General features: G+C 59.6%; 13 protein-coding genes. 7 read left to right on the forward strand and 6 right to left on the reverse strand.

Annotation, left to right across the window (positions count from 1 at the left end; all coding sequences use genetic code 11):
• Window positions 1-75: 75 nt before the first annotated feature.
• Window positions 76-1,410, forward strand: a complete 1,335-nt coding sequence (locus JFU11_RS21980; RefSeq protein ID WP_038981420.1) for a DEAD/DEAH box helicase — start codon at window positions 76-78, stop codon at window positions 1,408-1,410.
• A 152-nt stretch (window positions 1,411-1,562) separates the two neighbouring features.
• Here the strand turns inward: JFU11_RS21980 and JFU11_RS21985 are convergent, their stop codons facing one another.
• Window positions 1,563-2,804 carry a TIGR03862 family flavoprotein gene (locus JFU11_RS21985; RefSeq protein WP_201062087.1) on the reverse strand — a complete coding sequence of 414 codons (1,242 nt, stop codon included), beginning with the start codon at window positions 2,802-2,804 and terminating at the stop codon, window positions 1,563-1,565.
• 279 nt (window positions 2,805-3,083) lie between these two features.
• Window positions 3,084-4,004, reverse strand: a complete 921-nt coding sequence (locus tag JFU11_RS21990) for a histone deacetylase (protein WP_123720505.1) — start codon at window positions 4,002-4,004, stop codon at window positions 3,084-3,086.
• Window positions 4,005-4,233: 229 nt separating this feature from the next.
• Here JFU11_RS21990 and JFU11_RS21995 point away from each other — a divergent pair, with 229 nt between their 5' ends.
• From JFU11_RS21995 to JFU11_RS22005, 3 genes are all read left to right on the forward strand, one after another.
• The gene (locus JFU11_RS21995) at window positions 4,234-4,803 is read left to right on the forward strand and encodes a GNAT family N-acetyltransferase (protein WP_123498613.1); all 570 of its coding nucleotides are present in this window, start codon (window positions 4,234-4,236) and stop codon (window positions 4,801-4,803) included.
• A gap of 106 nt (window positions 4,804-4,909) precedes the next feature.
• Window positions 4,910-5,779: an acyl-CoA thioesterase II gene (gene tesB / locus JFU11_RS22000; protein ID WP_007895344.1), complete on the forward strand. Its 870-nt coding sequence runs from the start codon at window positions 4,910-4,912 to the stop codon at window positions 5,777-5,779.
• Window positions 5,776-6,369, forward strand: coding sequence for an HAD family hydrolase (locus JFU11_RS22005; protein ID WP_201062088.1), 594 nt, complete (start codon window positions 5,776-5,778; stop codon window positions 6,367-6,369). The genes tesB and JFU11_RS22005 overlap by 4 nt, the downstream gene beginning before the upstream one ends.
• A gap of 126 nt (window positions 6,370-6,495) precedes the next feature.
• Here JFU11_RS22005 and JFU11_RS22010 read toward each other — a convergent pair whose 3' ends face one another.
• The 3 genes from JFU11_RS22010 to JFU11_RS22020 all read right to left on the reverse strand — a co-directional run bounded on the left by JFU11_RS22010 (window position 6,496) and on the right by JFU11_RS22020 (window position 9,342).
• A complete protein-coding gene (locus tag JFU11_RS22010; RefSeq protein ID WP_123720502.1) occupies window positions 6,496-7,455 on the reverse strand; it encodes an alpha/beta hydrolase in 960 nt (319 codons plus the stop codon).
• Window positions 7,455-8,348 carry a neutral zinc metallopeptidase gene (locus JFU11_RS22015; protein WP_123720501.1) on the reverse strand — a complete coding sequence of 298 codons (894 nt, stop codon included), beginning with the start codon at window positions 8,346-8,348 and terminating at the stop codon, window positions 7,455-7,457. Before JFU11_RS22015 ends, JFU11_RS22010 begins: the two co-directional genes overlap by 1 nt.
• Window positions 8,349-8,484: 136 nt before the next feature.
• Complete coding sequence (locus tag JFU11_RS22020) at window positions 8,485-9,342, reverse strand: neutral zinc metallopeptidase (RefSeq protein ID WP_201062089.1); 858 nt, start codon at window positions 9,340-9,342, stop codon at window positions 8,485-8,487.
• 205 nt (window positions 9,343-9,547) lie between these two features.
• Here JFU11_RS22020 and JFU11_RS22025 point away from each other — a divergent pair, with 205 nt between their 5' ends.
• Both JFU11_RS22025 and JFU11_RS22030 read left to right on the forward strand, forming a co-directional pair.
• Window positions 9,548-10,324, forward strand: coding sequence for an IclR family transcriptional regulator (locus JFU11_RS22025; RefSeq protein ID WP_201062090.1), 777 nt, complete (start codon window positions 9,548-9,550; stop codon window positions 10,322-10,324).
• Between the two features lie 317 nt (window positions 10,325-10,641).
• Window positions 10,642-11,577, forward strand: coding sequence for a DMT family transporter (locus JFU11_RS22030; RefSeq protein ID WP_123721363.1), 936 nt, complete (start codon window positions 10,642-10,644; stop codon window positions 11,575-11,577).
• Here the strand turns inward: JFU11_RS22030 and JFU11_RS22035 are convergent.
• Window positions 11,567-12,868, reverse strand: a complete 1,302-nt coding sequence (locus JFU11_RS22035; RefSeq protein WP_242483630.1) for an MFS transporter — start codon at window positions 12,866-12,868, stop codon at window positions 11,567-11,569. The genes JFU11_RS22030 and JFU11_RS22035 overlap by 11 nt on opposite strands.
• Before the next feature lie 649 nt (window positions 12,869-13,517).
• Between JFU11_RS22035 and quiC the strand changes: the two genes are divergently transcribed.
• Window positions 13,518-15,419: a 3-dehydroshikimate dehydratase QuiC gene (gene quiC / locus JFU11_RS22040; RefSeq protein ID WP_201062091.1), complete on the forward strand. Its 1,902-nt coding sequence runs from the start codon at window positions 13,518-13,520 to the stop codon at window positions 15,417-15,419.
• Window positions 15,420-15,452: the final 33 nt, after the last annotated feature.

Here is a 15,452-nt window from a genome sequence, read left to right on the forward strand (position 1 = left end):
GTAAACTGCGCGCCATTGCACACTCGTTTTGCACACTCTTTGCACAATCGCGCTGAATTTTCCTACGGTACTCCCATGACTTTCGCCACCCTTGGCCTGATCGAACCTTTGCTGCGCGCTCTCGAGACGCTCGGCTACCAGACCCCTACGCCGGTGCAGACACAAGCGATTCCGGCGGTGCTGGCCGGTCGTGACCTGATGGCCGCAGCCCAGACCGGCACCGGCAAGACCGCCGGTTTCGCCTTGCCGCTGCTGCAATTGCTGGCCATGGAAGGGCCGAAAGTCAGCGCCAACTCGGTGCGCGCACTGATCCTGGTGCCAACCCGCGAGTTGGCTGAGCAGGTTCACGAAAGCGTGCGTCAGTACGCCGAGAATCTGCCGTTGAGCACGTACGCGGTGTACGGCGGCGTCAGCATCAACCCGCAAATGATGAAGCTACGCAAAGGCGTCGACCTGTTGGTGGCGACCCCGGGCCGCTTGCTCGACCTGTTCCGCCAGAACGCGCTCAAGTTCAACCAGTTGCAAACCCTGGTGCTGGACGAAGCCGATCGCATGCTCGATCTGGGTTTTTCCGAAGAGCTGGGGAATATCTATAAAGCGCTGCCGAAGAAACGTCAGACGCTGTTGTTCTCTGCGACCTTCTCCGACGCTATCCGCACGCTGGCCGGGCAAATGCTCAACGACCCGCTGAGCATCGAAGTCAGTCCGCGCAACGTCGCTGCCAACACCGTCAAGCAATGGGTGGTGACGGTGGACAAGAAGCGCAAGTCGGAGCTGTTTGTTCACTTGATGCGCAAGGGCAAATGGAAGCAGGTGCTGGTATTCGCCAAGACCCGTAACGGCGTAGACGCGCTGGTGGAAAAACTCCAGGGCCTGGGTATCAACGCCGACGGCATCCACGGCGACAAACCTCAAGCGACCCGTCAGCGGGCACTGGATCGTTTCAAGGCCAGCGAAGTGCAGATCCTTGTAGCCACCGACGTTGCCGCCCGTGGTCTGGATATCGAAGATTTGCCATTGGTGGTCAATTTCGACCTGCCGATCGTGGCGGAGGACTACATCCACCGCATCGGTCGTACTGGTCGTGCGGGCGCAACCGGGCAGGCTATTTCGCTGGTGTGCGCCGATGAGGTGAATCAGCTGTCAGCCATCGAGATGTTGACCCGTCAGACGTTGACTCGCCAGATGGAACAGGACTTCGAGCCTGAGCACCGCGTGCCGGATACTGATGCCAGCGGTCAGGTTGTAAAGAAGCCGAAAAAACCGAAGAAGCCCAAGACCTCCAGTGGCGGCAAGCGCAATTTGGGCAAGTGGGTTGAGAGCGGGGATGCTTCGGCGCCGGAGCCTTCGATCAAGCCTGTGCGAAAAGTGCCGGTGTTTAATACCGGGCCGCGTAAGCGTAAGCCTTGATTAGCTGCGGCGCCTGTTAAGCCGTCATCGCGAGCAGGCTCGCTCCCACTTTGATCTGCGCTACATGAAGATCCAGTGTGGGAGCGAGTTCTTTCAGAAAGAATGCGATCAGTGTGGGAGCGAGCCTGCTCGCGATGGACGCGCCTCGGTCTTCAATCCTTGCGCCGCAACCACTCCACCATCCCCAACCCAGCCGCTCGCCCACTGGCGAAACACGCGGTCAGCAGATAGCCGCCGGTCGGCGCTTCCCAATCGAGCATTTCACCCGCGCAGAACACGCCGGGCAGTTGCTTGAGCATCAAACGTTCATCCATCGACTCGAACATCACGCCCCCCGCACTGCTGATGGCCTCGTCCAATGGCCGGGTTTTCACCAGCGTCAGTGGCAATGCCTTGATCGCCTTGGCCAGCAATGCCGGATCGGTAAAGTAGTCGGCCGGTGTCAGCTCTCGCAGCAACGCCGCTTTCACGCCATCAAGCCCAAGCTGACTGTGCAGGTGTTTGGCCATGGAGCGGGAGCCGCGAGGCTTGCTCAGTGCAGTTTGAATTTTATCCACAGGCTTGCCCGGCAACAGGTCTAGGTGAATGGTTGCCGAACCATCTTGATTGATCGCTTCGCGGATCGGTGCCGACAGGGCGTAGATCAAACTGCCTTCAATCCCGGTGGCGGTGATCACGCATTCTCCGAGTCGCGGCACATCGTCATTGAGGCCAATGGCGATGTTTTTCAGCGGACTGCCTGCGAATTTGCTGACCATCAATTCGCTCCACGCCTGCACCTCGAAGCCGCAATTGCTCGGTTGCAACGGCGCCAGTCCGACACCACGCTGTTCCATTGGCAGCATCCAGGCACCGTCCGAACCGAGGCGCGACCAACTGCCGCCGCCGAGCGCCAACAGGGTCGCGTCGGGTTGAACAGTTTTTTCGCCTTCGGGACTGTCGATGCGCAAGTCACTGTTGTCATCCCAGCCGAGCCAGCGATGGCGGGTGTGGATAACTACGCCGGCATCGCGCAGGCGTTTGAGCCAGGCACGCAACAGGGGTGCGGCTTTCATGTCTGTGGGAAACACCCGGCCGGAGCTGCCGACAAAGGTTTCGATGCCCAGGTCATGAATCCATTGGCACAACGCTTCGGCGCCGAAGGACCGTAACAGCGGCGCAATCTGCGGTGCCCGTTCGGCATAGCGTGAGAGGAACGCCGGGTAGGCCTCGGAGTGGGTGATGTTCATGCCGCCGACCCCGGCGAGGAGGAATTTTCGCCCCACTGAAGGCATGCCGTCGTACAGGTCGACTTTGATCCCGGCCTGGCTCAGCACTTCAGCCGCCATCAAACCGGCGGGGCCACCGCCGATGATGGCGACGTGAGGGGGGAGGGAAGTGGAGGGCTGGGTCATGGCGAGAGCTGCGGTATGGCGGAGTAGCCGCGCATTCTAGCAGTACACAATAACTGTGGGAGCGGGCTTGCCCGCGATAGCGGACTGTCAGGCAACAATGATGTTGAATGTACCGGCCTCATCGCGGGCAAGCCCGCTCCCACAGGGATCATTGGTGTGTTCAAGAGCTGATCAAAAAACAACCACTCCGTTGCACGCTATAGGCAGCATGGCCTGCAGACCCTTTCACTCAGGTTATCCACAGGCGGTTCCACAGGCATTGTGGGTAAAGCCCACAAATCAATGACAACCTGATGACTGCCAGACCCGTTGGGCGCTGTGATGGAGGATTCCATGGCGGCGCGCCAGGGCTTTGCGGTCCTTGCTGTAGCCGCCGCCGATCACGCCGACAACCGGAATATCCCGGCCCAGGCAATGGCGCATCACGCTTTCATCGCGAGCGGCGACGCCTTCGTCTGTCAGCTTCAGATAACCCAGTGCGTCATCCTTATGCACGTCGACACCAGCGTCGTACAGCACCAGGTCCGGTTGGTAGAGCGGCAGCAAATAGTTGAGTGCGTCGTCCACCACCTTCAGGTAATCGGCATCGCCCATGCCCATCGGCAACGGAATGTCCCAATCACTTTCGGCTTTGCGTGCAGGAAAATTCTTTTCGCAGTGCAGGGAAACGGTCACTGCCTCCGGAGTGTTGTGCAGAATCCGTGCAGTCCCGTCACCCTGATGCACATCGCAGTCGAAGATCAGCACGCGATTTACTCGGCCACTTTCCAGAAGGTAATGGCTGATCACCGCCAGGTCATTGAAGATGCAGAACCCGGCGGGATGATCGTAATGTGCGTGATGAGTGCCGCCGGCCAAGTGACAGGCCAAACCATGCTCCAGTGCCTGTTCGGCTGCCAGCAATGAGCCGCCGACCGCTCGCACCGTGCGCCGGGCCAGCGCTTCGCTCCAGGGCAAGCCGAGGCGTCGCTGATCTTCGCGGGACAATTCGCCGTCCATGTAGCGTTCGATATACGCAGGGTCATGAGCGAGGGCGAGAATCTCCGCTGGGCAGAGGTCCGGGCGCAGTAAGTCGGTGTCGCGGGTCAGGCCACTGTCCACCAGGTGATCGCGCAGCAGGCGAAACTTGTCCATGGGGAAGCGGTGATCCGCCGGGAACTCGGGGCTGTAGTCTTCGTGGTAGATCAATGGCAGGGGCATGGCTGATTTATACAGGAAGGCATGTAGGAATGAGTGAAGGATCCTAGGGTCTGTATGAAAACTCGCCGAGCGGCGATCAGGCAAGGCAAAAACAGGCGAGGACGCGGAGTTTAGGGGACCTAAATGAGCATTCCGAGCCTGTTTTTAACGCAGCATGATCGTCGCGCAGGCAGTTTTCGTGCAGTGCCTACCAGCGATGTAGACTTGCGGGATAGGAAAGGGGGACGAGATGGAGCCGATACTGGAGCTCGAAAGCGCACGACTGTTGTTACGGCAGTGGCGTGACGAGGATTTACCGGCGTTTGCGGCGATGTGCGCCGATCCACAAGTGATGCGTTATTTTCCGGCACCCTTGAGTCGACTGGAAAGTGCCTCGTTGATCGGGCGGATTCGCGGGCATTTTGCCGAGCACGGTTTCGGCCTCTGGGCACTGGAGCGCAAGGACACCGGGGCGTTCATCGGGTTTACCGGGCTGGGTGTGGTCGGCTTCGATGCGCCATTCACGCCGGCCATCGAAATCGGCTGGCGCCTGGCGCGTGAGCACTGGGGGCTGGGTTATGCCGGCGAAGCGGCGTGGACCGCTCTGCGCTGCGGGTTTGACCGGTTGGCGCTACAAGAGGTCGTCGCATTCACCACCAAGACCAATCTGCCATCCGAGAAAGTCATGCAAGCAATCGGCATGCACCATGCCCCTGCCGATGACTTCGAGCACCCGCGGCTTGCAGCCGATCATCCGCTGCGCCCGCACGTGTTGTACCGCATCACCCGTGAGCAATGGCTGCAAACCTTGCATGGATAAGCAGGCGCGGACGTTTACAATGGCCCTCATGTTGAACCGGGCCATAAACTGAATCGACCGCCGCAGCCAAGACTGCGCGGCATTGCGTTGTGTGAGGAGAGTCTGAATGAGCCAAGTGTTGGAAGATCTGGTAGACCTGCTGACCCTGGAACCGATTGAAGAAAACCTGTTCCGTGGCCGCAGCCAGGACCTGGGTTTTCGTCAGTTGTTCGGCGGCCAGGTACTCGGCCAGTCCCTGTCGGCGGCCAGTCAGACCGTCGAGCCGGCGCGCCATGTGCATTCGATGCACGGTTATTTCCTGCGCCCGGGCGACGCCAAATTGCCGGTGGTGTATCAGGTCGATCGGGTGCGTGATGGCGGCAGTTTCAGCACGCGTCGGGTGACGGCGATCCAGAAGGGCAATCCGATTTTCACCTGCAGCGCCTCGTTCCAGTACGACGAAGAAGGCTTTCAGCACCAGACTGAGATGCCGCAAGTGGTCGGCCCGGAAAACCTGCCGTCGGAGCTGGAGCTCACCCAGCAGCGCGCGCACCTGATCCCTGAGCACATGCGCGAAAAACTGCTGTGCCCGAAACCGATCGAAGTCCGACCGGTGACCGAAAAAGACCCTTACAACCCGCAGCCTGCCGATCCCATCAAATACGTCTGGTTCCGTGCCGACGGTGCCTTGGCTGACACCCCTGCGCTACACAAATACCTGCTGGCCTACGCTTCGGACTTCGGTCTGCTGACCACCTCGATGCTGCCCCACGGCAAATCGGTCTGGCAGAAAGACATGCAGGTCGCCAGCCTTGATCACGCATTGTGGTTCCACGCCGACCTGCGCGCCGATGACTGGTTGCTGTATGCCATGGACAGTCCGTGGGCCGGCAATTCGCGCGGATTCTCCCGTGGTAGCGTGTTCAACCGTGCCGGGCAACTGGTGGCTTCGGTCACTCAGGAAGGCCTGATTCGTCATCGCAAGGATTGGGCATGAGCCTGGCTGAGGTGCGGCACTGGGTGTTCGACATGGACGGCACCCTGACGGTGGCCGTGCATGACTTCGCGGCGATTCGCGTGGCGTTGGCGATTCCCGCCGAAGACGACATCCTTACCCATCTCGCGGCACTGCCGGCTGATGAAGCGGCGGCCAAACACGCGTGGCTGCTGGAGCACGAGCGGGATCTGGCATTGGGTTCGAAGCCGGCACCGGGCGCGGTGGAACTGGTGCGTGAGTTGGCCGGGCGCGGTTATCGTCTGGGCATTCTCACGCGCAATGCCCGCGAGCTGGCGCATGTCACGCTGGAGGCCATCGGCCTGGCCGACTGCTTTGCGGTGGAGGATGTACTGGGCCGCGATGAAGCACCGCCCAAGCCGCATCCTGGTGGATTGCTGAAACTGGCCGAAGCCTGGCAAGTGCCGGCGAGCGAAATGGTGATGGTTGGTGATTACCGCTTCGATCTGGATTGCGGGCGTGCGGCGGGGACGCGGACGGTGCTGGTGAATCTGCCGGATAATCCGTGGCCGGAATTGACTGATTGGCATGCAGCCGATTGCGTGGCGTTGCGAGAAATGTTGCTGGCTTGAAGGCCCCATCGCGAGCAGGCTCGCTCCCACATTTTAATCTCCATGAAATGCAAATTTGCATCCGGCGCAGATCTACTGTGGGAGCGAGCCTGCTCGCGAAGGTGTCAGATCAGACACCACAAACACTCACTGACCGAACAACGCCTTCTGCCCCTCAGGCGACGTAAACATCCCGTCCCCATTGTGCCCGACCCCAGGCACTTCGATCAGCTGCTGACTCAACCCTTGAGAATGGCGTCGCTTCAGATAATTGAAATAGTTGCGCCCACGAATCAATCGAGAAGCACCCTGGGCTTTAGCCTCACAACTTTTATCCAGCGCCGGATGATTCGGGTCGATGTCCTGCTGCCCGAGTAAATAAACGATGTCACGTTTGACGTAGCTTTCTTCAAGTTGCGCAGGTGTTTGCCCATTGGCATAAGCGGGCAGATCCGCCAGCCCGTACTTCCAGCGATTGAAATTCGGACACCCCGCGTGACTGAACGCCACTGGCCGTTGCTCATTGAAGTAGGCGTATGACGAAGGGTTGGCGATCACATAGCGCACTTTCACGCCCTCGGTATCGAGGGCTGGCTGAGGGTGACCCAGCAAGGCATAACGCTGAACCACCTGAGCGCCACCGGAGTGACCGGCGATGACGATTTGCTTCACGTCCGGAAACTGTCGCCGATCACCCAGCCGAGCGATGATTTCGTCGAGCGCCGCATAGGAGCTCAGCGTAAACGGCGCAGTGGATAAGCCGCCGGCCATCCAGTCATTGCCTTGCCAGCGTAAAACGCTGTCAGACACCGGTTGGCTCGCAATGTCGGTTTCGTTGAGAAACTGCGGGGCGAGTACCAAGGTGTTCGCGCTTTGCCCGGCCTGCTCGGCTGCGTGTTCGGCGCTTTTGCGGTAGGTTTCCGCATTGCGTAATCGACCATGGACGATGATCAGTACGCGTTCGATTTTCGCCGGCGTCGGGCCAATGCTCACCGCAATTTCCCCGGCGCTCAGCAGCAAGCGCCCGGAACTGATCGCCTTGACCCCTTGCTCGGCAGCCTGAGTGCTTGCGCAGGTGATTAACAGAGCCAGCAGCCACTTACGCATCACAGATTCTTCGCTGCAAAGGTGTCGCACTGGCCAACCTGGCCTTGTGCGAATCCGGCCTTGAACCAGCGTACTCGCTGGGCCGAAGTGCCGTGGGTGAAGGAGTCCGGCACCACGCGGCCCTGACCTTGCTGTTGCAAGCGGTCGTCGCCGATGGCGTTGGCGGCGTTCAAGGCTTCTTCGATGTCACCGGGTTCCAGCCAGTTCAGACGTTTTTGCGCATTGTTGGCCCAGACGCCGGCCAGGCAATCGGCCTGCAACTCCTGGCGCACCAGCAAACCATTGTCGCCTTCCATCTGCCGGCCCTGTTGGCGAGCGGTCTCAATCTTCGCTGAAACACCGAGCAAGGTCTGCACATGGTGTCCGATTTCGTGAGCGATCACGTAGGCCTGGGCGAAGTCTCCCGCGGCGGAAAAACGTTGGGACATCTCTTGGAAAAAACTCATGTCGAGGTAGACCTTCTGGTCAGCGGGGCAATAGAAGGGGCCTGTCGCCGAAGTCGCCAGGCCGCAGGCCGAGTTGACGCGATTGCTGAACAGCACCAGGGTCGGATCTTTGTATTGCCGATCCGCCTGCTGGAAAATCTGGCGCCAGGTGTCTTCGGTATCGCCAAGGATCGAGCGCACGAATTCGGCCCCTTCATCATTGGCCGGTGGCGCCTTGCGGGTTTGGGTGGGGGCCGGAGCTGATTGCTCGCTCATCTGCCCGGTCAGTTGGCCGAGGATCTGCATCGGGTCCTGGCCGGTGATCCAGCCGATCCCGACGATCAACAGGATCGCCGTCAGGCTCAGGCCCTTGCCTCCGCCGAAGCGCATCCCACCGCCACCCCCACCGACATCATCGCCACGAGCATCAACCACGTTGTCGCTGCGTCGGCCTTTTTTCCAAAGCATGGGGGAATCCTCGTTGAACATGGTGATGAGTGTTGCTGGTGAGTGAGAGCGGCGCCAGTCCGGTCGTCTGACAGCCCTAAGCGACGCCGGTTCTATACCGCTGGGGAGATTAGCGATTTACATTGCAAGGCGTGCACTACAGTTGCGTGGCCGCGAAGGTATCGCAGGCGTCGATCCGGCCTGCGGCGAAGCCGGCCGAGAACCAGGTCACCCGTTGTGCGGAGGTGCCGTGACTGAACGTCTCTGGCCGTATCACGTTGGTTTTGGCGTGTTGCAGTTGGTCGTCACCGAAGACCGTAGCGGCCTGCAGCGCCGCGTCGATATCACCGGCCTCAAGCCACAGCAGGCGTCTTTGCGCATGGTGCGCCCACACACCGGCCAGGCAATCGGCTTGCAGTTCGGCGCGAACTTCCAGACCCCCATCGCCGGTGACTGGTTGACGGTGTGTCTGGGCTTTCTCGAGCGGGGCGGAGAGTCCCAGTTCCAGCTGCACGTGATGTCCGATTTCGTGAGCGATGATGTAGGACTGTGCGAAGTCGCCGATCACCGAAAACTGCTGGGCCATGACGCGAAAGAATTCCAGGTCCAGATACACCTGGCGATTGGTCGGGCAATAGAACGGGCCGCTGGCTGTGTTTGCGAAGCCACATGCAGAGGTCACTCTTTCACTGAACAGGGTCAGTGTGGGTTCCGGGTAATGCCGGCCGGTTTGCGCAAAAAGTTGTTTCCAGGTGTCTTCGGTATCGCCCAGCACGGACTGAATGAACATCAGCTGGGAATCTTCAGCAACCCTGGCAGCGGATTGATGAGGCGGTGTATCTGGCAGGGTGGGAACGTCATCCGGCGTCGTACTCACCGTTGAGTAAAGTCCTGCGCCTGTCAGGGTGGCGACGGCCACTGTGGCGCCAATCATTTTCCCTGTGGTTTTGCGGGCATCCTTGCCCTCCCGAGTGTCATTTACGTTGTCGCTGCGTCTTGCTCTGTTCCATAACATGTTTGTGGTCTCTCATAGATTGGGGCGTGTATCGCCGCGTCTATGAATAACCGCACTGGCAAAGAGGCGTGGATGAAATGTGTAAGGGGTCGTGAAACCCACATGCTTTTGGCGTGCAAAGGGGGCGGTCATCGGACATGGGTTCCAGATTTCGCATTCAGCGAGTTGTCTTCTAGAATCGGGCAAATTTCATGTGGAACCTCCCATGGCCGGCAGTCAGATCGAACGTGTTTTCAGCGTATTGGAAAGCCTCACCAGTGAACCTCGTGGCCTGCCGATGCAGACGCTGGCAGAGCAACTGGATATCCCCAAAAGCGCGACCCATCGCTTGCTCGCCGAGCTGATTCGGCTGGGCTACGTGCGGCAGAACCCAGAGAATTTGCGGTATCACCTGTCGACCAAGTTGGTGGCCCTGGGTTTCCGCTACCTGTCGAGTAGCGGCGCGGATATCGTTCAACCGGTGCTTGATCGCCTCGCCCATGAAACCGGTGAGCTGGTGCGCCTTGGAGTGATCGAAGGGGAGCGGCAGATCTGGATCGCCAAGTCCCAGGGCGCCCGATCCGGCTTGCGTTATGACCCGGACATGGGCCGCGATGCACCGTTGTTTTACACTGCGTCGGGGCATGCGTGGCTGGCGTGCATGAGCGATGCCGAGGCCTTGTCGCTGGTGGAACACCAGGGCATTGAGCGGCCCAAGGACCTCGGGCCGAATGCACCGCGCTCCAACATCGAATTGCTCGAGCGCCTGCGTCTGGCCAGGGAGCAGGGCTATGCCTGGGTCGAGGAAAGTTCGGCGGTAGGCACGTCGGCGATTGCAGCAGTGGTGCGGCATCCGGGTGATGGCCGGGTGATCGGTGTACTCAGCATCGCCGGGCCGAGTGCGCGGATGCCGGGGGCGCGGTTGCATGAACTGGCGCCGCTGTTGTTGAAGTTTGCAGAGGAGTTGTCGGCGGCGAGTCTGGCGTCGGAGTTGTTCGTTTAATTCAGCCCCAGTCCATTGTGGGAGTGGGCTTGCTCGCGAAAGCGGTGCGTCCGGTACGTTGATGTCGACTGACACACCGTCTTCGCGAGCAAGCCCGCTCCCACATTTGATTTGTGTTTGGCGATACGAATCTGTGCGCTGTTCGAACACTATTTGCGTTTACTAATGTGAGAATCTGGAACCAGGTTCTAAATTGTTGGAATCTATCCAGCCAACAACCGCACCTTGGGCCAACAGCATTACCAGCATCTGCAATCCATGGCTGACGGTGCTGGAGTTATCGCCGCTTTTGATCTCAAGACACCAAGGGATACCCCATGACCCTCAGCACTCCGCTTTCCGGTGTCAATCAGCCCTTCAAAGGGATTCTGCTGATCGTCGTTGCCACCTTTCTGTTTTCCAGTCACGACGCTTTGTCGAAATATCTCTCGGGGTTCTATCCGGTGATCATGGTGGTCTGGGCCCGCTATGTGGTTCACACGTTACTGATGGCGGGGATTTTTCTGCCGCAGTCCGGGTTGCGTGTCCTACGGACCAAACGGCCATTGCTGCAACTGTTGCGGGCGTTGTGCCTGCTGGGGACCAGTTTGCTGTTCACGACCGGTTTGCTGTTCATCCCGTTGGCCGAAGCCACGGCGGTCAATTTTCTCGCACCGGTATTGGTGACGGCGCTGTCGGTGCCACTGCTCGGTGAACAGGTGACGCGCGGCCAATGGCTGGCGGTGATTTGCGGGTTCATCGGGGTGTTGATCATCGTCCATCCCGGCGGCGAGCTGTTCACGCCTGCGGTGTTGCTGCCGTTCTGCTCGGCCTTGTTTTTCTGCTTCTATCAGCTGCTCACCCGTAAGCTCAGCGAAATCGACAGCCCGACCACCAGCAATTTTTTCGCCGGGCTCTGCAACACGTTAGTGATGAGCGCGCTGGTGCCGTTCTTCTGGCAAGTCCCAAGCTTGGGTCATGGGTTTTTGATGGTGGCGCTGGGGGCGTGCGGAATGACGGCGCATCTGTTTCTGACCCAGGCCTTCCGTCACGCCGCGCCCGCGTTGTTGGCGCCGTTCGGCTATTGCCAGATTGTCTTTGCCGGTTTGCTGGGCTGGTTGCTGTTTTCACACACACCGACCCTGACCACGGTGGTCGGGATCGCGGTGATTTGTTGCAGCGGGTTGGCGGCGGCGTGGCAACAACGGCGTCGACAAGAGGAGGGAGGCAGGCCTGGAATCAGGCCTGCCGGAGGAAGGGAGTTTACTCGGTGACGGTAGGAATCTTGCGCGGTGCCATGAAGTACATCCAGGTCAGCGCGATGAAGTACATCGCCGGAATCATAGTGAACAGCACGGTGTAGTTGTTGTTGGTGACCGTCAGAATGTGGCCGACCAACTGGGTCATGAACATCCCGCCGATTGCCGCGCACATCCCGCCGAAGCCGAACACCGTACTCATCATGTGCTTGGGCGTGTAGTCCATCACCAGGCTCCAGATGTTCGCGGTCCAGGCCTGGTGAGCACCGATGGCCAGGGAGATGGCAAACACCGCGAGCCACAGGCTGCTTGAGCCGGCGGCCATGACCACGCCGATGATGCAGCAGGCGAACAGGAACATGGACATCAGTCGTGCCTTGATCGGGTTGACCCCGCGGCCGATCAGGAACGAGGACAGAATCCCGCCACCGACACTGCCGAAGTCAGCGGTGAGGTAGATGATGATCAGCGGGATACCCATCTGGGTCACGTTGATCCCCAGGTTGTATTGCTGATTGAGAAATGGCGGCAGCCAGTACAGGTAGAACCAGAACACCGGCGCGGTGATCGAGTAGGCCAGGGCGAAGGCCCAGGTGCCACGCATGCGCAGGATTCGCGAGAACGGTACGCGGGATTGTTCCGGCTCGACTTCCTTCTGGATGTAGTCCAGTTCCGATTGTTTAACGCTTGGGTGATCTTCCGGGTTGAAGTACTTCAGGCCCCAGAACAGCAACCAGATGCCGCCCAGAGCCGCCATGCACAGGAACGCGGCTTGCCAGCCCCAGGCGTGGAGGATCAGCGGCAACAGCATCGGCGTGAACATCGCGCCGACGTTGGTCCCGGCGTTGAAGATGCCGGTGGCCACGGCACGCTCGCCGGCGGGGAACCACAACCGGGTGGTTTTCACGCAGGCCGGGTAATTTGCCGCTTCGGTCAGACCGAGAATGAACCGACAGACCATGAAGCCTACCGCCGAAGTGGCCAGGCCGTGAGCACCGGTGGCCAGGCTCCAGAGCAGCACCGCGCAGAAGAACACGCGCTTGACGCCGACCCGGTCGATCAACCGGCCCTGCAGCACAAAGCCGATGGCGTAGCCGACCTGAAACCAGAAGTTGATGTTGGCGTAGTCCATCGCCGTCCAGCTCATTTCCTTGGCCAGGATCGGCTGCATGACGCCCAGGGCGGCGCGGTCGATGTAGTTCAGAGTGGTGGCGAAAAACACCAGCGCCAGCATCCCCCAACGGGTTTTGCCGACTGCCATGGCGCCGCGGATTTTGTCGCCGATACCGCCAGTGGCGACGCCCATGGCCGGAGCCACGCGAGAGCTTTGAGAAGGAAACATGTATGTGCCATCCGTTCAATGACTGACAAGCGAGGCTTGTCGGGACTTCAAGGGCGCGTGATCAATCGACGGCGACAGGCGCGGGTGTGATTGATCGGCTGAGGTGTTTTCGTCGAACTGACGACAACGGTTATTCAGCGAGCGGCACGGTTCGGCCGAGGGGGCGCAAGGTTCGGATGGATGCCAGGTACGGCGGGAGGGCGATGGAGCAAGCAAACAAGGCGTTGAATGAGCGCATGAGCGTGTACCCGTTTTTTGAAATTTTTATGTGGTGTTCAGGGTCTTTGGTAACCGAGTCCATGGGGTTTGGCCGGACTCAATGTGGTGTCGATGTTGCGCAGTGGACGAAAAATCGTCAATTCGCCAACCGCCATTGTGTTCGATAATCGCCCGCAAAACTAACCGGGTAGTACACTTTGAATTGCTGTGTGGATTCGTCAAGCCAATAATTTGCCCAAGACAAACGCTACCCCTGTAGGAGCTGCCGAAGGCTGCGATCTTTTGATCTTGATTCCGGCGCCTGACCTATCGCTGAAGGCAAAGTCAAAAGATCGCAGCCTTCGGCAGCTCCTACGCCCTGACAAGAAATTTCCCTACCACCGGGAGTCCATACATGCAGCGTTCCATTGCCACCGTTTCCTTGAGCGGCACCCTGCCGGAAAAACTCGAAGCCATCGCCGCCGCCGGTTTTGACGGGGTGGAGATTTTCGAGAATGACCTTCTCTACTACGACGGCAGCCCGCGGGAAATCAGACAGATGTGTGCAGATCTCGGGATCGCGATTACGCTGTTTCAACCCTTTCGGGATTTCGAAGGTTGCCGCCGCGATCGTCTGCCCCGCAATCTGGAGCGGGCCGAGCGCAAGTTCGATTTGATGCAGGAACTGGGCACCGACCTGGTGCTGGTATGCAGTAACGCCTCGGCCGATTCGATCGGTGATGAACAGATTCTGATTGATGATTTGCTCCAGCTCGCAGAGCGGGCCCGCATTCGTGGCCTACGGATCGGCTATGAAGCGCTGGCCTGGGGCCGGCATGTGAACACGTATCAGCAGGTGTGGAACATCGTTCGCCAGGCCGATCATCCAAGCCTCGGCGTATTGCTGGACAGTTTTCATACGCTGTCGCTCAAGGGCGACCCGAGCTCCATCGCCGAGATTCCCGGCGACAAGATCTTCTTCGTGCAAATGGCCGACGCGCCGATCCTGGCCATGGATGTGCTGGAGTGGAGCCGGCACTTCCGCTGTTTCCCGGGCCAGGGCGAATTCGATCTGCCGGGGTTCCTTGCACCGATCATCAAGAGTGGCTACACCGGGCCGCTGTCGCTGGAGATCTTCAACGACGGCTTTCGCGCCGCACCGCCACGGGCCAACGCCGCCGATGGTTTGCGTTCGTTGCTGTATCTGGAAGAGAAAACCCGCCAACGTCTGGAGCAGGAAGCCACGCCCGCGACCAATCGCGACATTCTGTTCGACACCCCTAGCGCCAGCGAATACAACGGCATCGAGTTTCTTGAATTCGCAGTGGACGAAAGCCTCGGTGCCAAACTGTCCCATTGGCTGGAGCGGCTGGGTTTCGTCAAGGCCGGTCAGCACCGTTCCAAGAGTGTCAGCCTGTTGCGTCAGGGCGATATCAACCTGATCCTCAACTCTGAGCCTTATTCCTTCGCCCACAGTTTTTTCGAGGCTCACGGCCCATCACTGTGCGCCACCGCCGTGCGGGTCAAGGACAGCGCCAGTGCGCTGGCCCGTGCGGTAGCTTATAAAGGCCAGCCGTATCGCGGACTCGTAGGCCCCAATGAGCTTGAACTGGCAGCGGTGCGTGCACCGGATGGCAGTCTGATTTACCTGGTAGACCAGAACGCCGATGTCTACGGCACCGACTTCAATCTGCAACCGACGGCCGTTGCCAGCGGTGGCCTCAAGCGTATCGACCACATGGCGATGGCGCTGCCGGCCGACAGCCTCGACAGTTGGGTGCTGTTCTATAAAAGCCTGCTGGATTTCGAAGCCGACGATGAAGTGGTGCTGCCCGACCCGTATGGTTTGGTGAAGAGCCGCGCATTGCGCAGCCGTTGCAGTTCGATCCGCCTGCCGCTGAACATTTCCGAGAACCGCAACACCGCCATCTCACACGCACTGTCGAGTTATCGCGGTTCCGGCGTGCATCACATCGCTTTCGATTGCGACGACATTTTCGCCGAAGTCAGCCGCGCCAAGGAGGCGGGCGTACCGCTGCTGGATATCCCGCTCAACTACTACGATGACCTCGCCGCGCGGTTCGATTTCGACGATGAGTTCCTCAGCGAGCTGGCCTATTTCAACGTGCTCTATGACCGCGATGCTCAGGGCGGCGAGCTGTTTCATGTGTACACCGAGCCGTTCGAAGGGCGGTTCTTCTTTGAAATCATCCAGCGCAAAAACGGCTACGCGGGTTACGGCGCGGCCAACGTGGCGGTGCGACTGGCGGCCATGGCTAAATCGCGAAGTGGTGGCGTACGTCAGGCAAAGTTGTAGGAAAATCGTAAACACGGGTACAAAACCGCTGCC

This window comes from Pseudomonas sp. TH37 (genome assembly GCF_016650735.1).
Classification (GTDB): Bacteria; Pseudomonadota; Gammaproteobacteria; order Pseudomonadales; family Pseudomonadaceae; genus Aquipseudomonas; species Aquipseudomonas farris.